Raw genomic sequence first — 22,284 nt, forward strand, 5'->3', positions numbered from 1 at the left:
GCAGAGACATGCGGCGCAACAGGCTCGGACGCAGTGCGGTCGAGATCACCGAACTGTCCTTCGGGGCAGCGGCCATCGGCAATCTCTTCACCGCCGTCGCTCCGGAACAGGCCGCGGCCGCCGTCGACGCCGCCTGGGACGAGGGCGTCCGCTACTTCGACACGGCGCCGCACTACGGCCTCGGCCTCTCCGAACGGCGGCTCGGCGAAGCCCTGCGCACCAGGCCCCGCGACACCTACACGGTGTCGACCAAGGTCGGGCGGATCCTCGAACCGCTGCCCCCCGGCGAAGTGCCGCCCGGCGACCGGCTCTCCGAAGGATTCGCCGTACCCGCCACCCACCGGCGCCGCTGGGACTTCAGCGCCGACGGAGTCCGCCGCAGCATCGAGGACAGCCTCGATCGCCTCGGCCTCGACCGCATCGACATCGTCTATCTGCACGACCCCGACGACCACGGGGAGGCGGCCTTCCGCGAGGCGTATCCGGCGCTGGAGAAGCTGCGCGCCGAAGGAGTCGTCGGGGCGATCGGCGCCGGGATGAACGAGACGGCGATGCTCACCCGGTTCCTGTGCGACACCGACGTCGACACCGTCCTGTGCGCGGGCCGCTACACCCTCCTCGACCAGAGTGCGCTGACCGGCCTGCTGCCCGAGGCCGCCGCCCGCGGCAAGAGCGTCGTCGTCGGCGGAGTCTTCAACTCCGGGCTGCTCGCCGACCCGCGCCCCGGCGCACGCTACGACTACGCCGCCGCCCCCCTGTCGCTGCTCGACCGCGCCCTGCGCATGAAGGCGGTCGCCGAGGGGCACGGCGTCCCGTTGCGCGCCGCCGCCCTGCGCTTCCCGCTCGCCCACCCGGCCGTCGCCGGGGTGCTCGTCGGGACGCGTTCCCCCGACGAGGTGCACGACGCTGCCGCCCAGTTGCGCCGCGAGATCCCGGACGGGCTCTGGGACGATCTGCGCGCCGAAGGGCTGCTGAGCACCACCGGACACGAGGACGGGAACTGACATGAGGGTCGCCCTGCACACCAAGATCCGCGCCGACCGCGTCGAGGAGTACGAAGCCGCCCACCGCGAAGTCCCGGCGGAACTCACCCGTGCCATCCGCGCCGCGGGTGCCACCTCCTGGACGATCTGGCGCAGCGGCACCGACCTCTTCCACCTCATCGAGTGCGCGGACTACGCCCGGCTCCTGGCCGAACTGGAGCAGCTCCCGGTCAATGTCGCCTGGCAGGCCCGGATGGACCAATTGCTCGATGTCGCCCACGACTACACGGCGGACGGCGCCGAAGCCGGACTGCCCGTCGCCTGGGAGCTGTGACATGACACCCCCCGAAGCCTCCCCCGCGGACCCGGCGGCTCCCGCGGACCCGGAGGTTCCCGTACCGGCCGTCGACGCCCATCACCATGTCTGGGACCTCGCCGTACGCGACCAGGAATGGATCACCGGCGAGGAACTGGCGCCCATCCGGCGCACCTTCACCCTCGCCGATCTGGAGCCCGAGGCCCGCGCCGCGGGGGTGTACGCCACCGTCCTGGTCCAGACGGTCACCGTCGCCGAGGAGACCCCCGAATTCCTCGCGCTCGCCGACGGCAGCGACCTGGTCGCGGGTGTCGTCGGCTGGAGCGATCTCACCGCTCCCGGCATCGCCGACACCCTCGCCGCGCTGCGCGCCCTGCCCGGCGGCGACCGGCTCGTGGGCCTGCGCCACCAGGTCCAGGGCGAACCCGATCCCGAGTGGCTGCTGCGGCCCGATGTGCTGCGGGGGCTGTCCGCCGTCGCCGACGCCGGACTCGTCTACGACCTCATCGTCCTGCCGCACCAGCTGCCCGCCGCCGCGAAGGCCGCCGCCCTGCTGCCCGGACTCACCTTCGTCCTCGACCACGCCGGCAAACCGCCCATCGCGGCGCGGCGCACCCGTCCCTGGGCCGACGACCTCAGGGCCCTGGCCGCCCTCCCCAACACGGTCGGCAAACTCTCCGGACTGGTCACCGAGGCCGACCCGCGCACCTGGACCGTCCAGGAGCTGCGCCCGTACACCGACACGCTCCTGGACGCCTTCGGGCCGGACCGGCTGATGTTCGGCTCCGACTGGCCGGTGTGCCGGCTCGCGGCGAGCTACGCGGAGGTCGTCGACGCCGCACGTACCCTCACCGCGCACCTCACCGGGGACGAGCGCCGGGCCGTGTTCGCGGACACCGCCACCCGCGTCTACGGAATCGGCTGAGGCACCCGCGACCCCGGGAGACCCCGGCGGACCCGCCCGGGGGCCGTTGGGGAGGCACCCGTCAACGGCCTGCGGCAGGCTGGGTGCATGCCCGAACTGCCGGAAGTCGAAGCCCTGCGGGTCTTCCTCGGCGACCACCTGGTCGGCAAGGAGATCGCCCGCGTCCTGCCGCTCGCGATCAGCGTCCTCAAGACGTACGACCCGCCGCTCTCCGCTCTGACGGGCGGCACCGTCACCTCCGTGTCCCGGCACGGCAAATTCCTGGACATCGGGGTGGGCCCGCTGCATCTGGTCACCCACCTCGCGCGGGCCGGCTGGCTCCAGTGGAAGGACAGCTTCCCGGCCACCCCGCCCCGCCCCGGCAAAGGGCCCCTCGCGCTGCGCACCGTACTGAGCGGCGGCGACGGCTTCGACCTGACGGAGATGGGCACCACCAAACGCCTCGCCGTCCATCTGGTGCGTGATCCCGCGGAGATCCCCGGCGTCGCCCGGCTCGGGCCGGACCCGCTCGCCGACTCCTTCGACCGCGACGCGTTCGCCGCCCTCCTCGACGGGGAACGGCGCCAGATCAAGGGCGCCCTGCGCGATCAGTCCCTGATCGCGGGCATCGGCAACGCCTACAGCGACGAGATCCTGCACGTCGCGAAGATGTCACCGTTCAAGCGCACCAACAGCCTCGGCGAGGACGACATCACCCATCTGTACACCGCGCTGCGCACCACGCTGGAGGACGCCGTCGCACGCTCCAGCGGCCTCGCCGCCGGAAAGCTCAAGGCCGAGAAGAAGAGCGGTATGCGGGTCCACGGCCGCGCCGGAGCACCCTGCCCGGTCTGCGGCGACACCATCCTGGAGGTCTCGTTCAGCGACTCCTCGCTCCAGTACTGCCCCACCTGCCAGACCGGCGGCAAACCGCTCGCCGACCGGCGTCTGTCCAAGCTCCTCAAATAGCGGGAGGAACCCCGGCAGCAGTCGGGCCACCACCCCCTCGCAGCACCTACACTCCGGCCTCATGCTGCGCGTACTCGCCGTCGACGACGAACAACCCGCCCTGGAGGAACTCCTCTACCTCCTGCGCGCCGACCCCCGCATCCGCAGCGCCGAGGGCGCGGGCGGGGCCACCGAGGCGCTGCGCCGCATCGGCGCCGCCGTCGACGCGGGCCCCGACGACCCGAGCGCCATCGACGTGGTCTTCCTCGACATCCACATGGCCGGCCTCACCGGCCTCGACGTCGCCCAGCTGCTGGCCGGATTCGCCGCGCCCCCGCTGATCGTCTTCGTCACCGCCCACGAAGGCTTCGCCGTCCACGCCTTCGACCTCAAGGCCGTGGACTACGTCCTCAAACCCGTCCGCCGGGAACGGCTCGCCGAAGCCGTGCGCCGCGTCGCCGAACAGGTCCAGGACCGCTCCGCGCCCGTCCACGACATCGCCGCGGACCAGATCCCGGTCGAACTCGGCGGCGTCATCCGGTTCATCCCCGTGGACGACATCGCGTACGCCGAGGCGCAGGGCGACTACGCCCGGCTGCACACCGCCACCGGCAGCCATCTCGTCCGCATCCCGCTCACCACCCTCGAAGAACGCTGGCGCTCCCGCGGCTTCGTCCGTATCCACCGCCGCCATCTCGTGGCGCTCGGCCGCATCGACGAACTCCGGCTCGACGCGGGCAGCATGAGCGTCCGCGTCGGCGACGCGGAACTGGCCGTCAGCCGCCGCCACACCCGCTCCCTGCGCGATCTCCTGATGCGTCAGACCAGCCGCTGACCTGGAGCTACCGGGGCGGCGAAACCTTCCCAGCGGGGCCGGGCCGCGCCTACACTCCGGGCTCATGTCCGCAGAGCCCACGTCCCGGCGCGAAGTGGTCACGGGGGAGCCGCGGCGGGTCCGTCCGCTGCCCCGTTACCGCACCCAGTCGGAGATCGACGAGCAGACCGCCCTGGGCGGCGCCTACGTACGCTCGCTGATGCGCAGCCAGCTCCGCGCCGGGATCACCGCCTTCGCCGTGCTCGCGCTCGTCGCGGGCACCCTCCCCCTCGTCTTCGCCGCGCTGCACAGTTCGGCCCTTGTCTGGGCGGTGCTCGGCTTCGGCGCCTACCCGCCGCTCACCCTGACCGCCTGGTGGTACGTCCGCCGGGCCGAACGCAACGAGAGCGACTTCGCCAGACTCGTGGAAGGCCGCCCCGCACCGTGAGCGAACCCGACCACCTGGCGTCGTGGGTGGCGGTCGCCCTCGTCGTCCTGGCCACCGTCCTCGTCGGCGGATTCGGTCTGCGCATCTCCCGTACGACCTCCGACTTCTACGTCGCGTCACGCACCGTACGGCCCCGCCTCAACGCCGCCGCGATCAGTGGCGAGTACCTCTCCGCGGCCTCCTTCCTGGGCGTCGCGGGCCTGGTTCTCGTGCACGGACCCGACATGCTCTGGTACCCGGTCGGATACACCGCCGGATATCTCGTGCTCCTCGTGTTCGTCGCCGCGCCGCTGCGCCGCTCCGGGGCGTACACCCTGCCCGACTTCGCCGAAGGGCGGCTCGAATCGCGGCAGGTGCGCCGGCTGGTCAGCGTCTTCGTGGTCGGCGCGGGCTGGCTGTACCTCGTGCCGCAGCTCCAGGGCGCCGGACTCACCCTGAAGATCCTCACCGGGGCACCCGGCTGGCTCGGCGATGTGCTCGTCGCCTCCGTCGTGGTGATCGCGGTCGCGGCGGGCGGGATGCGCTCCATCACCTTCGTCCAGGTGTTCCAGTACTGGCTGAAACTGACCGCCCTCCTCGTCCCCGCGATCTTCCTCGTGCTGGCCTGGCGGGGCGACGGGCAGCCCCGCGTCAGCTTCGACGGCGAGCTCTCCGTCTTCCGCGCCGACCACCCGCTCTACGCCACCTACGGGCTGATCGTGGCGACCTTCCTCGGCACCATGGGGCTGCCCCACGTCGTCGTCCGCTTCTACACCAGCCCCAACGGCCGCGACGCCCGCCGCACCACGGTCGCCGTCCTCGCCCTCGTCGGCACCTTCTATCTGCTGCCGCCCGTCTACGGGGCGCTGGGCCGGCTGTACGCCCCCGAACTCCGGCACGGACCGGACGCGGACGCCGCCGTGCTGCTGCTGCCCACCCGGGTCATCGGCGGGCTCGGCGGCGATCTGCTCGGTGCCCTCGTCGCGGGCGGCGCGTTCGCCGCGTTCCTGTCCACCGCCTCCGGACTCACCATGGCCGTCGCCGGAGTCATCACCCAGGACGTCCTGCCCTCGCGCGGGGTACGCCACTTCCGGCTGGCGACCGTGCTCGCCATCGCCGTACCGCTGGGCGCCTCCCTGCTGGTCAGCCGGGTGCCGGTGGCCGACTCGGTGGGCATGGCCTTCGCGGTCTCCGCGTCGTCGTTCTGCCCGCTGCTGGTGCTCGGCATCTGGTGGCGGCGGCTCACCCCGCCCGGGGCGATGGCCGGACTGCTGCTGGGCGGCGGCTCGGCGCTGGTCGCGGTGACCATCACGGTCAGCGGTGCCGTACGGCCGCCCGGCTGGCCGCACGCCCTGCTCGCCTGGCCCGCGGTCTGGTCCGTGCCGGTCGGCTTCCTGGCGATGGTCCTGGTGTCGCTCGCCACCCCCGGCCGGATACCCCCGGGCACCAACGCCGCCATGACCCGCTTCCATCTGCCGGAAGCCCTCAGCTCCGGGAGGGAGCGATGACCGGGGCGGGGATCGCCGCACTGGCCGTACTGGCGGTGCTGCTGTCCGGTACGGGCTTCCTGCTCGGGCGCCGCACCGCGCGCCGCGTACGCCCCAGCGATGTCGGCACGCCGGTCGAGCACGCCACGTTCGAGACCCTGCACACCGCGTCCCTCGCGGCGCCACCGCTGCGCGCCGGGCTCACCGAGGAGAGCGCCCGCAAGTCGGCCCGCGGACTGCGTTCACTGCTGGGCACGGACGCGCTCTGCCTCACCGACCGCGACCGGGTCCTGGTCTGGGACGGTAACGGGCACCATCACGGCAAGGACGTGATGGACCAGGTGCGGGGCCTGCTCGGCAGCGGCCGCGACACCGCGTTCCCCAGTGACTGCGGTGACATCGACTGCCCGCTGCGGTGGGCCGTCGCCGTCCCGCTGACCGTCGACCACCGGGTCCTGGGCACGCTGGTCGCCTACGCGCCGCGGGAGTCGGCGGTGCTGGCCAGGGCCGCCGGCGAGGTGGCGCGCTGGGTCTGCGTACAGCTGGAACTCGCCGAGCTCGACCGCTCCCGCACCCAGCTCATCGAGGCCGAGATCAGGGCCCTGCGCGCCCAGATCTCCCCGCACTTCATCTTCAACTCACTCGCCGCGATCGCCTCGTTCGTCCGGACCGACCCCGAGCAGGCGCGCGAACTGCTGCTGGAGTTCGCCGACTTCACCCGCTACTCGTTCCGACGCCACGGCGATTTCACCACCCTGGCCGACGAACTGCACTCCATCGACCAGTACCTGGCACTGGTCCGGGCCCGGTTCGGTGAACGCCTCGCGGTCACCCTCCAGGTCGCCCCCGAAGTCCTGCCGGTCTCGCTGCCGTTCCTCTGCCTCCAGCCCCTCGTCGAGAACGCCGTCAAGCACGGGCTCGAAGGCGCCGTCACCACCAGCCGCATCACCATCAGTGCCCTGGACGCCGGGTCCGAGGCCGAGGTCGTCATCGAGGACGACGGCATCGGGATGGACCCGGAGCGGCTGCGGCAGATCCTGCGCGGCGAGGGCGGCACGTCCACCGGCATCGGACTGCTCAACGTCGACGAGCGGCTGCGCCAGGTGTACGGAGACGAGTACGGGCTCGTCATCGAGACCGGGGTGGGGGCGGGGATGAAAATAACGCTGCGGCTGCCGAAGTACCGCGCAGGGGTGCATGGTTCATGACCCGGCGCACGGCGGTGGTACGAGGACGCGGCGGCGGCGGACGGCGGCGGCGGAGTGTTCAGCAGAGATGGACCGCCAGATGCCCGAGCGGCAGCCCGAGCTGCCACGCGGGGGTCCAGACCTGGTTCTCCTCCCCGTCCTCCGGCTCCACCCCGCCCTTCAGCTCCACCCCATCGGCCCCGTCCACCCCATCGGCCCCGTCCGCTCCGTCCGCCCGGTCCGCTCCGCGGCCCGGCGGCTCCCAGGGCGGCGGGCCGATCGCGTCGAGGTCCGCGGCGAGCAGTTCGGTCTCCTCCAGCCACCGCCAGGCGGCCCGCGCCAGCGCGAGATCGGGGTCCCCGGGTTCGTACCGCCGTGCCGCGTCGTCCAGCCGCTCGCAGACCCACTGCCGCCACGCCGCCCCGTACGCCGTGAGCAGCCGGAGTTCGTTCACCCGCGCCTCCGGCAGGGCTCCGGCCTCCGGCTCGTCGCAGAGGAAGATCGTGAGTGCGAGGGCATCGCGCCCCGCGCGGAACTCCAGTGTCGTCGGCTCCATCAGGTCGCCGGTCCGCAGCAGCTCGTCGGCTATGTACTCCGTGTACATCCAGGCCATCGGAACCAGCAGCCCGCCCCCACCGGTCCCCTCGTCACGTTCGGGACGCATCCCGCCTCGCCTCTTTCCTCACTCGGCACCGGGCTTCACCGAGCATTGAACCGGGGGAGGACGCCCCGCGTGGGCAGAAGAGCAGGATCGTTGAGGAGATACGAGGTTGTGATGGCCGCCGACCCCGGCGATGACCCGCATGTGCGGCAGCTTCTCGGCGCGTACGTCCTGGACGCGCTGGCGCAGGACGAGGCGTGCCGGGTCTCCGGCCACCTCCAGCTCTGCGACGGGTGCGCCGCGGTCTATGTGGAGGTGGCGGAGACCTCGGCCCTGCTCGCGCTGCTCAGCGAGGAGGACCTGCTGGACTGACCGTCCGCGCCGTAGCCGGGCAGATTGCGCGACAGCAGGCGCAACGCGTAGTACGAACGGGACTTGACGGTGCCCGGCGGGATTCCCAGGACCCGCGCCGTCTCGGCCACGCTCAGCCCCCGGAAGTAGATCTGCACCAGCACCGCGCGGTGCTCGGGGCTCAGGGTCCGCACCGCCTCCCGCACATCGAGGGTGCGGACCGCCGAGTCCGCGGTGTTCTGCGGCGCCGGGGCGGTCTCCAGGACGGCGTCGCTCACCTCGACGGGGCGGGCCCGGCGCGACCTGCGGGCGTCGATGGCGAGGCGGCGGCCGACGGTGAAGAGCCAGGGGCGCATCGAGTCGTAGGGGGCGTCGAACGCCTCCGGATGCTGCCAGGCACGTACCAGGGTCTCCTGGAGCAGGTCCTCGGCGCGTTGCCGGTCGCCGAACGTGAGGCCGAGCAGGAAGTGGAACAGCGCGGGGCCGTGCTCCCGCTGCAACGCGGCGAGGGCCCGCTCATCGGTCGTCGTGGTGGTCATCGTGAACGTCCTCTCCCGCGAAGGCCCCTGTCGCCTCGCTGCCGCCTGCCGTATCCGAACCCATTCGGGAGCGGAGGAACAGGCGGTACACCGAGGCGTGCGACGAGCGGTCGCACAGTGCGGCGAATGGTGCGGTGAACGGTCACGGAGCCGTCGGGTGCGAGCGATACGACCGGTTCAGCTACTTACGCGGCTTTGCTCCTTGAATGGCCGGTATGAAGATATGTGTAGTCGGGTGGTCCTCATCATCCGAAACATGGAGCCGGGCAGATGACGAAGCGCAACCGACAGGGCGCGGTGGCCGCCATCGCCGCGCTGCTCGCCGCCGCGACCGGCTGCACGGGCCCACAGTCCTCACCCGCGGGGGAGGGCGGGCCGCGCACCGCCGAAGCCTCCCCGGTGCGCGGGGCGGGAAGCGGGGGCGTCGACAAGCCGCGCGCCTTCACCCTGCTGGCCTCGGGCGATGTGCTGCCGCACTCCTCGGTCATCGACCGGGCCGCCGCCGACGCGGGCGGCCGGGGCTACGACTTCGCCCCGATGCTCGCAGGTGTCGCCCCGGTCGTCTCCCGGGCGGACCTGGCCATCTGCCACATGGAGACGGTGTACGGCCCCGCGGGCGGCCCGTACACCGGCTATCCGCACTTCACCTCGCCGCCCGAGGTCGCCACGGGCCTGCGTGCGACCGGCTTCGACTCCTGCTCCACCGCCTCCAACCACAGCCTGGACGACGGCGCCGACGGCATCAGCCGCACCCTCGGCGCGCTGGACAGGGCGGGCATCCGGCACGCCGGATCCGCCCGCTCCGCCGCCGAGGCCGCCCGCCCCACCCTCCTGAGGGCAGGTCCGGGAAAGCGGGCGGCCCAGGTCGCCCACCTTGCCTACACCTACGGCACCAATGACATCCCGTTGCCCGCCGGGCAGCCCTGGGCGGTCGATCTCATCGACGAGCGGAAGATCGTCGCCGATGCCCGCGCGGCCCGGCGCGCGGGCGCCGACGTGGTCGTGCTGTCCGTGCACTGGGGCACCGAATGGCAGGACGAACCGGACGAGGAGCAGCTCGGACTCGCCCGCCGGCTCACCGCGTCCGTGTCGGCGGGCCGCCCCGACATCGACCTGATCATCGGCACCCACGCCCATGTGCCGCAGGCGTACGAGAAGGTCAACGGCACCTGGGTCATCTACGGCATGGGCGACCAGATCGCCGGGGAGATGATCAACTACGAGGGTGCCCAGGACCCGCGCGGCAATCAGGGTTCCATGGGGCGCTTCACCTTCGCGCCGCCCGGCGGACCCGGGCGGCGCTGGACGGTGAGGAAGGCCGAGTTCCTTCCCCAGTGGTACGACACGGACGCCGGGCGTGTCATCGGTCTCCACCCCGTCGGCGACGGCGACGGGGTGGAGGACCGGCGCGAGATCCGTGACCGTATCCGCACCGTGGTGCTCGGCCGGGGCGCGGGCCGCGACGGCCTCGTCATGGGGGAGTAGGCCGCGGGTCACGGGGAAGCGGGCCGCGCGGAAGGCGGTCGCCCGTGCTCCGGTCCCGACCGGCACCCACGACCGTACGGGGGGCCCACCGGGCGACGGGCCCGCCCGTCGACGGCTACGGCACCACGGTGACGGGCCAGCGGCCCGCCTTCACCAGCCGGATCGCCACCGAACCGATGAACCGGTGCCCCGCCGACTCCGACGCGCCGACCACCACGGCGTCCGCCTTGAGCTCGTCGGCCGCCGTCACGAGCCCGTTGTACGGGTCGCCGCGGAAGGTGTGGAACTCCCAGCGCACATCCCATATGTCCTTGAGCCGCTCCGTCGCCGCCCGGATCTCGCTGACCAGTCCCTCCGCGACCTCCCCCGTCGTATCGCCGACCGGTGCGCCGAGCGAGGCGCCCGCGGGCATCACGGGCTGGACGTACACAAGGGTGAGCATGGCGTTCTGGCGCCGGGCCAGACCGGCGGCGTAGGCCGCGGCCCGCATGGAGGAGTCGGACCCGTCGAGGCCCGCGACGATCACCTTGGGACCGTCTGTGCCACGTTCGAACTGGTGGGGCTGCTGGTCTGTCACGGCACAGAGGTTATCGGCTGGTGCGGAGGGCCTCGCTCCGGGTCTCGCTCCGGGCGCCGCAGGGCTCGTGGCGGACCCGCCGGATGCCGTGGGCGTGCTGCTTCGAATGGGTATAAAACGACCATCATTCGGTGTCGTGGAGCGGGGTACGCGCCCGCCCGTGCGAGCAGTTGGCCATGAGACGTGATCAGACCTCACCCGGGCGCCGCACCGCGCTGAGGCTCGCCCTGGGCCTCGGGGCCGCCACCGCCGTGCACATGATCGCCGCCGATCCGGCCGCCACCCCCGCCCGTCCGGTGGGCACCCGGGCCGTCGCGGCCGCCGGCCCGCCCGCGAAACCGCGCGGGAGACCCTCCGTCTACCGGCTGCAGCCGATGACCGGGAACGCCCCCGCCCGGTTCAGACCGGCGCCACCACCGGTACGCAAACGGCCGTTCGAGGAACTGCCCGGCCTCGGGCACTCCATGGTGCTCAGCTTCGACGACGGCCCGGACCCGCTGTACACCCCGGACATCCTGGCCACCCTGCGCACGTACGGGGTCCGCGCGATGTTCTTCGTCTGCGGCGAGATGGCCGTCGACAACCGGGACCTGCTGCGCGAGATGGCGGACGACGGCCATGTCGTCGGCAACCACTCCTGGTCGCACCCGCTGATCCCGAAACTCTCCCGGGCCGGCATCCACGACGAGCTGGGGCGCACCAGCGAGGTGATCGACCGCACGCTCGGCGCCCCGCCGCTCTGGTACCGGGCGCCCTACGGCGCGTGGAACCGCAACTCCTTCGAGATCGGTGCCGAACTGGGCATGGAGCCGATGGCGTGGACCGTGGACACACTGGACTGGACGACGCCCGGGACCGGCACCATCGTGCGCCGGGTCCTGGACGGGGCCGCGCCCGGCGTGGTCGTCCTCTCGCACGACGCGGGCGGCAACCGCTCGCAGAGCGTCGCCGCGCTCCGGCGCTACCTGCCCGAACTGCTGGACGACGGCTACCGCATCACGGTGCCGCACCGCGACTGACGGCACGACGCCCGGGGGACGGTGCCCCCGAGAATGCCGGGGCACCCGACCGCCGCACCCTCGCCGGGCGGTCCCGCGCTCCTGCGGCGCGTACGGCTGTGCCTTCCGGCCGGGCGCGGGGCGGTACGGGCTCAGCGGGTCTCGACGAGCCGGGCGAAGACGACCACGTTCCCGTCGTACCCGCCGGCCTTGGAGTAGCCGCCTCCGCAGGTGATCACCCGGAGTTCCGCGTGTCCCGTGTCGCCGTACACCCGGGCGCCGGGGAAGTCGTCCTTGGCGAACACCTCCACCCCGTACACCTCGAACACCGCGACCCTGCCGTCGTAGCGGGTCACCTCGACGTGGTGGCCCTTGTCGAGCGAGCCCAGCCCGTAGAACACGGCGGGCCCCGACATGTTGTCGACATGGCCGACGACCACGGCGGTGCCGCGCTGGCCGGGCGCGATGCCGTTCTGGTACCAGCCCGCGAGGTTCGGGTCCTCCGGGGGCGGTGCGTCGATCCAGCCGTTCGCGTCCAGGTTCACATCGACGATCGGTGCGTCGACGTCGATGGAGGGGATCTTCACGCGGGAGGCGGGGGCGTACGGCAGGGGCTGGACCGGTTCGCCCTCCACCGGTGGGCCCGCCGTGTCCCGGCCCTTGTCCAGCGATGCGGCCGCGGCGGGCTGCGGCGGGCCGGCCGGGGTGTCGGCACCGTTCCGCATGAGGGCGAGTCCGGTGAGCATCACCAGGGCGACAGCTCCCCAGGGCACGCGTCCGGTCCGCCCGGCGCCAGAGTGGTCACGGCCCATGGTTCTCCCTTCGTCGCGACGAAGGGAACGCTAGGTGCGGTGCGGCGGGTCGGCGATCGGGGAGGGGCGAACGGGTGGCGGCGATGACGGGACCGCCGAGGGGGACTGCTCTTCGGAGTAATGAGCAGATAAAAGTTCTGACGGTCTGTGACCTGCGGCTCCGTCAGATCGGTGGGTCCTCGTACGGCGTGTCGGCTCACCGGGGTGGAGCAGCGCCGAAGTGCGACGTGCCGGGGAACTGGTGAGGGTTCGTCATGGGGTGCGTTCTCCTCGATCCATCCCGGAGGAAAGACTCCGGGGCGTGCCCCGCTGGAGGTTCACACCATGCGTGCTTCACGCGCTCTCGCGGTCACCGCGACCGCCTTCGCGGCTGTCGGTCTGGCGGCCCCGCTGGCCGCCGCCGGTGGCAGTACCGGCAACACTCCGACCAATGTCACCGTCCACCCCGCCGCGGTCCACCAGGGCGCCACCCTGCATGTCAGCGCGCAGGGGTGCCGCAACGGCGGCAGGGTGTGGTCGAACGCCTTCCCGACGACCGAGCTGTCGGCGGGGCGCACCGGGCACGCCACGGCGCACATCCGCCACCACACCACTCCGGGGCACTACAACCTGTCCGTGCGCTGCCACGACAACGAAGTCGGCGGGGACGGCGGTGACGGGGGCAACGGCGGAAACGGGGGCAACGACGGCAACCGCGGCAACGACGGCAACCGCGGCAACGGTGGTATCGCCACGCACAGGTTCACCGTGCTGGCGGGTATGGGTGCGGAGGGCGGCCTCGGTGGCTCCATGAGCCCGAGCTCCGTGGAGATGCAGATCGGTGGCGGTCTGGTGGCCGCGGCGGCCGTCGGAGGAGCTGTCTTCATCGTCCGTCGTCGACGGACGAGCAATGCGGCGTTCTGAGGCGTCGAACCTTCCGCCCGGCCCGATACGCCCGTCGCCCCGGGTCCTGGATCAGGGCCCGGGGCGACTGTCGTGCGACCGCGTGCTCCGCGGGGTCAGTGCCCGCGGCCGGTGGCGCGCCGGCGTACGAAGTAGAGGGTTCCGGCGGCTGCCGCCGCCACCAGTGCCGTACCGGCGGCGAGTTCCGGGGCATCCATCGCTCCGATGCTGCCGCCGAGGCCGCCGGTCACGCCGCCGGGTGGCGCGATGGAGGTGGAGCTGGCCGTGGGCGTCGTGGTGGCGGGAGCGCTGGTGATGGTGAGGTTGACGCTCCTGCTGGCGCCCGTGGAGCCGCAGGCGAACGTCACCGGGTAGACGGCACCCCGCCTGGCGGCCGAGTTGACCGTGGCGGTGGCGGACGGGCTGCCGCTCGGGATGACCGTCGTGCTGAACGCCCCCGAGGTGACGGTCGTCGCGCCCGTGCACCCGCCGCTGCCGAGCGTGACCTGACCGCCCGGCGCGATCGGCGAAGGGGCGACGGTCGGATTGAACGAGGTGTTCGTGCCACCCGCCATGGCGTGGGTGGCGGGGGTCAGCACGGTGAGTGCGGTGGCGCCGAGCAGGGCGACGGGTGCGACACGTATCGCGCGCATGGTGAATCCTCCGGTCCCCGAGGAGCAGCTGCGGAACGAATTTCCACAAGGAATGAGAAATGCGCCTCGATGTCCGAAACGGTAGAAGGGGCACATATCACCCGCGATCGGGGTCCGGCGAATGGGGCAGCGTTGTCCCCCGGCCGGCGCACCGGCCGGGGGAAGCGACGCCGGTCAGCGGGTGGCGTGCGGGAACAGGTCGAGGAAGGGGGCGGTGGTGGCCGAGATGCCCCGGCCGAAGGGCGAGTCGAAGTCCCAGATGAGGAAGAGCAGGAAGGCGATGAGCGCGCTGAAGAGGCCCGCCAGCAGCAGTTCGCGGAACGTTCTGCGGATCTGCAGCGTGAAGATCAGCCCCACCGTCACCAGCGCCCCGGTGATGAGGCCGAACCAGACCACGCCCGGCATGGTCGCTCCGGCGCTCTGCCCCCGGGAGCTGCGGGCGTCGTCGGCCGCGGCGACCTGGTCGATCAGTGGCTGATACGCCTGCCCCTCGTGGTCGGTCCTCGGCTCGTACCCGGTGACGTCGGCGCGGACCCGGTCCAGGAGGAGGGTCCCCCGGCCGGTGAGGCTGCCGTGTGCGGACATGGTCCGCCACTCGTCGTGGACGACATGGCTGACGTAGGCGTCGACATCGGTACGGATGCGGTCGCGGACCTCGGCCGGGTAGACGGAGGAACGGGCCCGTACCTCGTGCAGCGCCTGGGCCTCCAGCCGTACCGACTCCTGGGCGGCGCTGCGGCCCTCCCAGACACCGGCGATGGCGAGACCGAGCACGATCGCGTACACCACGCCGATCATCATCGTCATGTACTCGATGACGTCAGGTGTCTCGGACGGATCGTCGTCCTCGCCGATGCGGCGATTGTTGAGTATCGCGATGGTGAGGACGACGGCACAGGCCGACGCCATGGCAAGGGTGAGAACAAGCCATTCCGACATGGAATTCTCCCTCGGTCAGCGGGATGAGCGGGGTCGGAGCACGGCGACGGCGAATACCGCGGGGGCGGTGATCAGCAGAGTCAGGGAGACCAGCGAAGGCCCGCTGCGCGGCGCCCTGTGTGTCGCCCTGCGGTACGTGGGGAGTGCCACGGGCCGGGGGGCCGGGGGCGTCGGGCGCAGCGAGGGGGTCGGCGTCGGCGAGGGCTTCGGCGGCGAGGGTGAGGGCGTGGGTGGTGGTGCGGGCTCCGGCTCCGGTTGCGCAGGTACGGGCTCCGGCTCCGGCGGTGCGGGCGCGGGTGCCGGTGTCGGTGCAGGGTGGGGAGAGGGAGGCGGGGGAGGCGGCGGGGGTTCGGGTGGTGGCGGTAGGGGTGGTTCGGGCTTCGAGATCGCCTCGCACTTCGCTCCGCCCGCCACGGCAACCGCGGTATCGCCGTCGCCCTGCCCGATCGAGGCCACCGCGCAACTGTCGGCGGACGTGGGCAGCGGCACGGCTATCAGCCAGATGAGGACGGCGGCCGCGGTGAGCCGCCCGATGCGTGATCCGTACACGACGGGGAGCATGGTCGCCCCCGGAGGGTGACACGCGGCTCCGGCAGGGGATTCGCCTGATAGTGGGGACAATTCACGGTTCGCGTTTGCCGCGGACGTTTCTGGTGCGGGGGTGAACGCGGGACAGCGCATAGAGGGCACCGGCCCACCCCGACCGCGGTGACGGCGGCAGCCCCGGCGTGCTGAGGGACTCCCCTCCGGGGCGGCCAATGGGCAGGTTTTCCGCCGTACTTGGTTCGCCGTCACGGCCGACGGGAAGAAGGCCGCCCCGCACGCCGACAACGTGATCGGAGGATTCCCGTCGAGAAGCGTGGCGCCGGTGGAGAGAAATGCGGTGGACGGCATCAGGACCAAGGGGGTTGGTCATCTTCGGCCGTTCCACGCCCCGGACATCAAACGGCATCGATCGACTGCCGCCGGTCTATACCTTTTTTGACGGCATGAAGCCGGAGCATCAACGGCCAAGGAGTCGGCGGCACATGATACGCGCCCCGATCGATGACGAACTCGCCGGTGCGCCGGAGCGATCCCGGGGTGACTCGGCGGCTATTCGCTCAAGTCGCTTCCATGCAGCGGAGAAACGGCGCCAGGCGTACCGGTCCGTCGCGGAATGCGTACACGCAGCGACGGGACGTCCCGCACATGCCACTGGTGTGTGACCAATAACGGACCGCTAATTTCCGTTTCCGCTCGCTCTCTTGGCGGTCGATCAGTAGCCTCTGGTCAACACTGACCATGAACATGGCCGGATCGCCGTGGCGACTTGTTGGAGACATCGATGGAGCGTCCCGCCTGGGCACCGCAAGGCATTGACATTTCGGTGCCGAGCGTGTCCCGAATGTACGACTTCTATCTGGGCGGATCGCACAATTTCGAGGTGGACCGGGAAGCGGCACGCAAGGCCATGGAGTTCATGCCCGGCCTTCCCAAGATCATGCAGGCGAACCGGGCGTTTATGCGCCGGGCGGTGCGCTACGCCACAAGTGCGGGTATCAGTCAGTTCCTGGACATCGGTTCCGGCATACCGACCTTCGGCAATGTGCATGAGGTCGCCCAGGCGGCCGACCCCGAGTCCCGGGTGGCGTACATCGACCACGACCCGGTCGCGGTCGCGCACAGCCAGGCGGTGCTGGAGGGCAACGACCGTACGGTCATCGCCGCCGCCGATCTGCGCCGGCCCCAGGAGATCCTGCACAGCCCCGAGGTCGGCAAGGTGCTCGACTTCGACCGGCCGGTCGCGCTGCTGCTCGTCGCGGTGCTCCACTTCATCGAGGACGCCGACGACCCGTACGCCGCGGTCGCCGAACTCCGCGAGGCGCTGGCGCCCGGCAGCATGATCGTCATGACCCACGCCTCGTACGAGGGGATTCCGCTCACCGAGGCGGAGGCGAGCGGAACCGTCGGCGTCTACCGCAACATCCGCAGCCCGCTCGTCATGCGGTCGCGCGCCGAGGTCAGCAGGTTCTTCGAGGGGTACGAGATGGTCGAGCCGGGCCTCGTCCCCATGCCGCACTGGCGTCCGGACACCCCGGTGGTGCCGGAGCAGGAGGACCCGTTCGCCTTCTCGGGCTTCGCAGGGGCAGGACACAAGGCGTGAGCATTCCCGCCCAGGCGTCCGGTGAGCCGGACGCGGAACCTGACGGACCCGAAGACCGGCTCCGAAGATTCGCCACGATCTGGAGCAGGGCCATCTTTCCCTCGACGGCCACCTCCATGACCCGCCCCGAGTTCGAGCAGCATCTCCTGCCACTGGCACGGGAGCTGAACGAGACCTTGCACGCGCGCCCGTTCGAAGCGGGTCCCGCCCAACGGGTGGGCGCCGCGCTGGTCGAGGCGCACTGCACCGACCCGGACGCCCTCAGCTCCACCCTCGGTGTCGTCGACTCCTACCTGGTCCTCTACTGCGGCGGAAACGGGCCGCAGGAGCTGTCCACCGAGGACGGCAGGTCCCGTTGCGCACGGATGCAGCACGCGATGGCGGGCGGCTTCACACAGGCGCTGCGCGATCGGACGCTGTCCGAGCAGGAGGCCATAGCCCGCTCGGCGCTCGCCGCCCGCTCCCACGCGGAGCAGGTCCTGCACGCCACGGAGGCGCGCTTCCGTGCCGTCTTCAGGGACGCCGCCATCGGCATCGGCATCGCGGATCTCGACGGCAATGTGCTGGAGGTGAACGACACCCTCACCCGGATGTTCGGCGGCCTGGACCACCACGTCCGCAGCCACAAGCTGAACGAGTGGGTCCACCCCGAGGACTCGCCGCACGTGTGGAAGTACTACAACGAGCTGGTGCGCGGCGAACGCGAGCACTACCGGGTCGAGAAGCCGTACTACCGCAACGACGGAACGGTCCTGTGGACCAATCTGACGGTGTCGCTGCTGAGGGACGCCGAAGGCCGCCCGGAGTACCAGCTCGCGCTGCTGGAGGACACCACCGAGCGACGGCTCCTCAATCTGCGGCTGCGCTACGAGGCCACCCACGACGCGCTCACCGGCCTGCCCAACCGCACCCTCTTCTTCGAACGGCTGGAGAAGGCCGTCGCGGCCAGGAACGGCACCCGCTTCGGGCTCTGCTACCTCGATCTCGACGGCTTCAAGGCGATCAACGACAGCCTGGGGCACGCCGCCGGCGACCGGCTGCTCGTCGAGGTCGCCGACCGGCTGCAGAGCTGCGCCACGGCGCCCGGCGAGATGGTGGCCCGGCTCGGCGGGGACGAGTTCGTCGCGCTGACCACCGGACCGGACACCGAGCAGGAGGTCGACGACCTCGCCTGCCGCATCCTGAGTGTGCTCGCCACGCCCATCCGGCTCGACGGCCGGGAGCTGACCGTACGCGGCTCCATCGGCATCGTCGAAGGGCCCTCCGGGGAGCGCAGCGCCGCCGAGGTGCTGCGCAGCGCCGACATCACGATGTACCGGGCCAAGTCGGCCGGCGGCAACCGCTTCGAACTCGCCGACCCGGAGGCCGACGCGCGGGCCATCACCCGGCACGGGCTGACCACCGCGCTCCCCGCGGCGCTGGACCGCGGTGAGTTCTTCATCGAGTACCAGCCCCTCGTGCACCTGGGCGACGGGAGTGTGCACGGGGCGGAGGCGCTGGTGCGCTGGTGCCATCCGCAGCACGGGGTGCTCGGTCCCGACCGGTTCATCCCGCTCGCCGAGCACACCGGACTGATCGTGCCGCTGGGCCGCTGGGTGCTGGAGGAGTCCGTCCGGCAGGCCAACTTCTGGCAGGAACGGCACAGTGACGGCGGCCCGTTGAGGATCAACGTCAATCTCTCCCCGACCCAGCTGCACCACCCGCGGCTGGTCGCCGAGACGGTCGACGTGCTGGAACGTTCCGGCCTGGAGCCGGGGGCGCTCTGCCTGGAGGTCACCGAGTCCGCCTTGATCGGAGCCGACGACGATCTGCTCAAGCCGCTGCGCCAACTGGCGGAAATGGGCGTCGACATAGCGCTCGACGACTTCGGCACCGGCTACTCCAACCTGGCCAATCTGCGCCGGCTGCCGGTGAGTGTGCTCAAGCTGGACCGGTCCTTCACCCAGGGTATGCAGCAGCACCCGGCCGATCCGGTCGACCTGAAGATCGTCGAAGGCATCGTGTCACTGGCGCACAGCCTGGAACTGGCCGTCACGGTGGAGGGTGTGGAGACCGGAGCACAGGCGCAGCAGCTTCGGGAACTGGGCTGCGACACCGCCCAGGGCTGGTACTACGCCCGTCCGGGCGCCCCGGACCGTATCCACTCCCTGCTGCTGGCCGACGCCGTGTGACGGATGCGCCGGGCGGTCCCGCGACCGCCCGGCGCCCCGGATTGCGACCTCAGTCGACGGACGGGTCCGGTCTTCCCGCCCGTCCGTCGATCGAGGACAGCAGTACGCGCTGGAGCTCCCGCGCCGCCCGCGGCGGGGCCACATCGCTGCGGTGCGCGAGCGCGATCGTCCGGCGCAGTCCGGGCCTGGCCAGCGGTGTGGTCCGCAGATCGTGGCCCGAGCGGGTCGCGACCATGCTCGGCACCACCGCGATGCCCAGACCCGCCCGTACGAATCCCAGTACCGCGTCCATCTCGCCGCCCTCCACCGTGAACGACGGCTCGAAGCCCTCGGCGCGGCAGGCCGCCACGGTCAGCTCCCGCAGGTCGTAGCCGTGGCGGAACATCACCAGGGGCGCGCCCCGCAGATCCGGGATCCGGACGCTGCCGCCGCGCCCCGGCGCGCGCTCCGTCGCCGCCGACACCACCACCAGGTCCTCGTGCAGCAGCTCGATCGTGGTCAGCGCGGGCGAGGCGGACGGCAGGGGCAGTACGACCAGGGCGAGGTCGAGCGCACCGCGGGCCAGCTCCCGTACGAGGTCGTGCGAGCCGCCCTCCTCCAGCAGCAGCTGGATGCCCGGATGCAGATCGTGGAACGCGCGCAGGACGTCCGGCAGCAGCCCCGTGCAGAGACTGGGCGTCGCCCCGAGCCGGACGCGGCCGCGCCGCAGCTGTGCCAGCTCCTGCACCTCGTGCCGGGCGGTGTCGGCGTCCGCGAGGATCCGGCGGGCCAGTGGCAGCAGCGCCTCGCCCGCGTCGGTGAGGGTGATGTTGCCCCGGGCCCGGCTGAACAGCTCGGCGCCCAGCTCGTTCTCCAGCGCCTTGATCTGCTGGGAGAGCGAGGGCTGGGAGACATGAACGGCCTCGGCGGCACGCGTGAAGTGCCGCGTTTCGGCGACCGCCACGAAATAGCTGAGCTGGGGAAAGTGCATGACACCGACCCTAACCCCGTACGATAGTCAATGCCTATGGACATGAGCCGCACCATGTCTTGGACTGATGAGGTCTTTCGGCCCTAGCGTCGTGTCCATGGCATTGGCAACACGGGCGGACCGACGGCCGTCCATGACGCGTACGCTCTGGGACTCGTCCGTCGGCAAGAAGACGATCATGGCGGTGAGCGGCCTGATCATGCTCGGTTATCTGGTCGTCCACATGGTGGGCAACCTGAAGATCTTCTTCGGGTCCGGCGAGTTCAATCACTACGCCCACTGGCTGCGGACGCTGGGCGAGCCCTTCCTGCACTACGAGTGGGCCCTGTGGATCGTCCGCGTGGTGCTCGTCGTCGCCGTCGTGCTGCACGCCGTCTCCGCGTACCAGCTGAGCCGCCGCGACATCAGGGCGCGCCCCGCCAAGTACGTCCACAAGAAGCCGCGGGCGAGCTACGCCACCCGGACCATGCGCTGGGGCGGCATCATCCTCGCGCTGTTCATCGTCTGGCACATCCTCGACCTGACGACCGGCACCGTGCACCCGGGCGGCTTCCAGTCCGGGCGCCCCTACCAGAACGTCGTCGACACCTTCTCGACCTGGTACGGGAACACGATCTACATCGTGGCCATGCTCGCCATGGGACTGCATGTGCGGCACGGCTTCTGGAGCGCCGCCCAGACCCTCGGCGTGGGCAGCGCCACCCGCGACCGCATCCTGAAGACCCTCGCCAACCTCCTCGCCGCGGTGCTGACGCTGGGCTTCATCTCCGTACCCGTCGCCGTCATGGCCGGATTGGTGAGCTGACATGACCGACTACGCGCAGTACGCGACGGGCGCGCCCGTCGTCGACACCAAGGCCCCCGAGGGACCCGTCGCCGAACGCTGGGACACCCGGCGCTTCACGGCCAAACTCGTCAACCCCGCCAACCGCCGCAAGCACACCGTCATCGTCATCGGCACCGGCCTGGCGGGCGGCTCGGCCGGCGCCACGCTCGCCGAACAGGGCTACCACGTCGTCCAGTTCTGCTTCCAGGACTCGCCCCGCCGGGCCCACTCGGTCGCCGCCCAGGGCGGCATCAACGCCGCGAAGAACTACCGCAACGACGGCGACTCCGTCCACCGGCTGTTCTACGACACCGTCAAGGGCGGCGACTTCCGCGCCAGGGAGTCCAACGTCCACCGGCTCGCGCAGATCTCCGTGGAGATCATCGACCAGTGCGTCGCCCAGGGCGTCCCCTTCGCCCGCGAGTACGGCGGACTGCTCGACAACCGTTCCTTCGGCGGCGTCCAGGTCTCCCGCACCTTCTACGCCCGCGGCCAGACCGGACAGCAGCTCCTCCTCGGCGCGTACCAGGCGCTGGCCCGGCAGATCGCCGCGGGCAATGTCGAACTGCACGCGCGCACCGAGATGCTGGACCTGATCGTCATCGACGGAAAGGCCCGCGGCATCGTCGCCCGCGACCTGATCACCGGAAAGATCGACACCTACTTCGCCGATGCCGTCGTCCTGGCCAGCGGCGGCTACGGCAACGTCTTCTACCTGTCGACCAACGCGATGAACTCCAACGCCACCGCCATCTGGCGTGCCCACCGGCGCGGCGCCTACTTCGCCAACCCCTGCTTCACCCAGATCCACCCCACCTGCATCCCGCGCACCGGCGACCACCAGTCCAAACTGACACTGATGAGCGAGTCGCTGCGCAACGACGGCCGTATCTGGGTCCCGCGCGCCAAGGGCGACGACCGCCCCGCGAACGAGATCCCCGAGGACGAGCGCGACTACTACCTGGAGCGCATCTACCCGGCGTTCGGCAACCTCGTGCCCCGCGACATCGCCTCCCGCGCCGCGAAGAACGTCTGCGACGAGGGCCGCGGCGTCGGCCCCGGCGGACAGGGCGTCTACCTGGACTTCGCCGACGCCATCGCGCGGATGGGCAGGGCCAAGGTCGAGGAGAAGTACGGCAACCTCTTCGACATGTACGCGCGGATCACCGCGGAGGACCCGTACGAGACACCCATGCGGATCTATCCGGCCGTGCACTACACGATGGGCGGCCTCTGGGTCGACTACGACCTCCAGACCACCGTCCCCG

The 22,284-nt window shown here is 71.3% G+C and carries 24 protein-coding genes; 17 read left to right on the top strand and 7 right to left on the bottom strand.

The features are described from left to right. The first annotated feature begins 8 nt into the window (after positions 1–8). The 8 genes from A6A29_RS18015 to A6A29_RS18050 all read left to right on the top strand — a co-directional run bounded on the left by A6A29_RS18015 (position 9) and on the right by A6A29_RS18050 (position 7,087). On the top strand, positions 9–1,004 hold the full coding sequence (locus A6A29_RS18015) for an aldo/keto reductase (protein ID WP_073721114.1): 996 nt from the start codon (positions 9–11) through the stop codon (positions 1,002–1,004). Between the two features lies 1 nt (position 1,005). After that, positions 1,006–1,317: an L-rhamnose mutarotase gene (locus A6A29_RS18020; RefSeq protein ID WP_073721115.1), complete on the top strand. Its 312-nt coding sequence runs from the start codon at positions 1,006–1,008 to the stop codon at positions 1,315–1,317. Position 1,318: 1 nt separating this feature from the next. Beyond that, complete coding sequence (locus A6A29_RS18025) at positions 1,319–2,224, top strand: amidohydrolase family protein (protein ID WP_073721116.1); 906 nt, start codon at positions 1,319–1,321, stop codon at positions 2,222–2,224. An 87-nt stretch (positions 2,225–2,311) separates the two neighbouring features. Further along, positions 2,312–3,172, top strand: coding sequence for an Fpg/Nei family DNA glycosylase (locus tag A6A29_RS18030; RefSeq protein WP_073721117.1), 861 nt, complete (start codon positions 2,312–2,314; stop codon positions 3,170–3,172). Positions 3,173–3,233: 61 nt separating this feature from the next. After that, positions 3,234–3,986: a LytR/AlgR family response regulator transcription factor gene (locus tag A6A29_RS18035; RefSeq protein WP_073721118.1), complete on the top strand. Its 753-nt coding sequence runs from the start codon at positions 3,234–3,236 to the stop codon at positions 3,984–3,986. Between the two features lie 64 nt (positions 3,987–4,050). After that, entirely contained in the window at positions 4,051–4,413 is a 363-nt protein-coding gene (locus A6A29_RS18040; protein ID WP_073721119.1) for a hypothetical protein, read from the top strand. Then, a complete protein-coding gene (locus A6A29_RS18045) occupies positions 4,410–5,900 on the top strand; it encodes a sodium/solute symporter (RefSeq protein ID WP_073721120.1) in 1,491 nt (496 codons plus the stop codon). The genes A6A29_RS18040 and A6A29_RS18045 overlap by 4 nt, the downstream gene beginning before the upstream one ends. Next, the gene (locus tag A6A29_RS18050) at positions 5,897–7,087 is read left to right on the top strand and encodes a sensor histidine kinase (protein ID WP_073721121.1); all 1,191 of its coding nucleotides are present in this window, start codon (positions 5,897–5,899) and stop codon (positions 7,085–7,087) included. Before A6A29_RS18045 ends, A6A29_RS18050 begins: the two co-directional genes overlap by 4 nt. Before the next feature lie 58 nt (positions 7,088–7,145). On the opposite strand, the gene A6A29_RS18055 is transcribed toward A6A29_RS18050, so the two are convergent. Beyond that, complete coding sequence (locus A6A29_RS18055) at positions 7,146–7,730, bottom strand: hypothetical protein (protein WP_073721122.1); 585 nt, start codon at positions 7,728–7,730, stop codon at positions 7,146–7,148. A 111-nt stretch (positions 7,731–7,841) separates the two neighbouring features. On the opposite strand from A6A29_RS18055, the gene A6A29_RS18060 reads away from it, so the two are divergent. Then, positions 7,842–8,039 (top strand): zf-HC2 domain-containing protein, encoded by a 198-nt coding sequence (locus A6A29_RS18060; protein ID WP_073721123.1) that lies wholly within the window; start codon positions 7,842–7,844, stop codon positions 8,037–8,039. Here the strand turns inward: A6A29_RS18060 and A6A29_RS18065 are convergent. Then, entirely contained in the window at positions 7,973–8,557 is a 585-nt protein-coding gene (locus tag A6A29_RS18065; RefSeq protein WP_073721124.1) for a sigma-70 family RNA polymerase sigma factor, read from the bottom strand. The genes A6A29_RS18060 and A6A29_RS18065 overlap by 67 nt on opposite strands. A gap of 270 nt (positions 8,558–8,827) precedes the next feature. On the opposite strand from A6A29_RS18065, the gene A6A29_RS18070 reads away from it, so the two are divergent. Then, positions 8,828–10,042 carry a CapA family protein gene (locus A6A29_RS18070; RefSeq protein ID WP_073721125.1) on the top strand — a complete coding sequence of 405 codons (1,215 nt, stop codon included), beginning with the start codon at positions 8,828–8,830 and terminating at the stop codon, positions 10,040–10,042. Positions 10,043–10,157: 115 nt separating this feature from the next. Here the strand turns inward: A6A29_RS18070 and A6A29_RS18075 are convergent, their stop codons facing one another. Beyond that, positions 10,158–10,619, bottom strand: coding sequence for a universal stress protein (locus A6A29_RS18075; RefSeq protein WP_073721126.1), 462 nt, complete (start codon positions 10,617–10,619; stop codon positions 10,158–10,160). Between the two features lie 176 nt (positions 10,620–10,795). On the opposite strand from A6A29_RS18075, the gene A6A29_RS18080 reads away from it, so the two are divergent. Further along, positions 10,796–11,638, top strand: coding sequence for a polysaccharide deacetylase family protein (locus tag A6A29_RS18080; protein ID WP_073721127.1), 843 nt, complete (start codon positions 10,796–10,798; stop codon positions 11,636–11,638). A gap of 131 nt (positions 11,639–11,769) precedes the next feature. Here the strand turns inward: A6A29_RS18080 and A6A29_RS18085 are convergent, their stop codons facing one another. Beyond that, positions 11,770–12,429 carry a class F sortase gene (locus A6A29_RS18085; RefSeq protein ID WP_073721128.1) on the bottom strand — a complete coding sequence of 220 codons (660 nt, stop codon included), beginning with the start codon at positions 12,427–12,429 and terminating at the stop codon, positions 11,770–11,772. Between the two features lie 324 nt (positions 12,430–12,753). Between A6A29_RS18085 and A6A29_RS18090 the strand changes: the two genes are divergently transcribed. Beyond that, on the top strand, positions 12,754–13,332 hold the full coding sequence (locus tag A6A29_RS18090) for a hypothetical protein (RefSeq protein ID WP_073721129.1): 579 nt from the start codon (positions 12,754–12,756) through the stop codon (positions 13,330–13,332). A gap of 95 nt (positions 13,333–13,427) precedes the next feature. Here the strand turns inward: A6A29_RS18090 and A6A29_RS18095 are convergent, their stop codons facing one another. Next, entirely contained in the window at positions 13,428–13,964 is a 537-nt protein-coding gene (locus tag A6A29_RS18095; protein ID WP_073721130.1) for a hypothetical protein, read from the bottom strand. A 174-nt stretch (positions 13,965–14,138) separates the two neighbouring features. Continuing rightward, on the bottom strand, positions 14,139–14,903 hold the full coding sequence (locus tag A6A29_RS18100; RefSeq protein WP_073721131.1) for a bestrophin-like domain: 765 nt from the start codon (positions 14,901–14,903) through the stop codon (positions 14,139–14,141). A gap of 67 nt (positions 14,904–14,970) precedes the next feature. Here A6A29_RS18100 and A6A29_RS45280 point away from each other — a divergent pair, with 67 nt between their 5' ends. The 3 genes from A6A29_RS45280 to A6A29_RS18115 all read left to right on the top strand — a co-directional run bounded on the left by A6A29_RS45280 (position 14,971) and on the right by A6A29_RS18115 (position 19,220). Then, on the top strand, positions 14,971–15,483 hold the full coding sequence (locus tag A6A29_RS45280) for a hypothetical protein (protein WP_158074410.1): 513 nt from the start codon (positions 14,971–14,973) through the stop codon (positions 15,481–15,483). A 747-nt stretch (positions 15,484–16,230) separates the two neighbouring features. Beyond that, positions 16,231–17,049, top strand: a complete 819-nt coding sequence (locus A6A29_RS18110) for an SAM-dependent methyltransferase (RefSeq protein WP_073721133.1) — start codon at positions 16,231–16,233, stop codon at positions 17,047–17,049. After that, entirely contained in the window at positions 17,046–19,220 is a 2,175-nt protein-coding gene (locus tag A6A29_RS18115; protein WP_073721134.1) for a putative bifunctional diguanylate cyclase/phosphodiesterase, read from the top strand. The genes A6A29_RS18110 and A6A29_RS18115 overlap by 4 nt, the downstream gene beginning before the upstream one ends. Positions 19,221–19,269: 49 nt before the next feature. On the opposite strand, the gene A6A29_RS18120 is transcribed toward A6A29_RS18115, so the two are convergent. Continuing rightward, on the bottom strand, positions 19,270–20,190 hold the full coding sequence (locus A6A29_RS18120; RefSeq protein ID WP_073721135.1) for a LysR family transcriptional regulator: 921 nt from the start codon (positions 20,188–20,190) through the stop codon (positions 19,270–19,272). Positions 20,191–20,287: 97 nt separating this feature from the next. On the opposite strand from A6A29_RS18120, the gene A6A29_RS18125 reads away from it, so the two are divergent. Next, complete coding sequence (locus tag A6A29_RS18125; protein WP_073721136.1) at positions 20,288–20,995, top strand: succinate dehydrogenase; 708 nt, start codon at positions 20,288–20,290, stop codon at positions 20,993–20,995. Between the two features lies 1 nt (position 20,996). Beyond that, positions 20,997–22,284: succinate dehydrogenase (quinone) flavoprotein subunit (gene sdhA / locus A6A29_RS18130; protein ID WP_241838537.1), on the top strand; the 1,288-nt coding region annotated here is incomplete at its 3' end.

The organism is Streptomyces sp. TSRI0281, assembly GCF_001905125.1.
GTDB lineage: Bacteria > Actinomycetota > Actinomycetes > Streptomycetales > Streptomycetaceae > Streptomyces.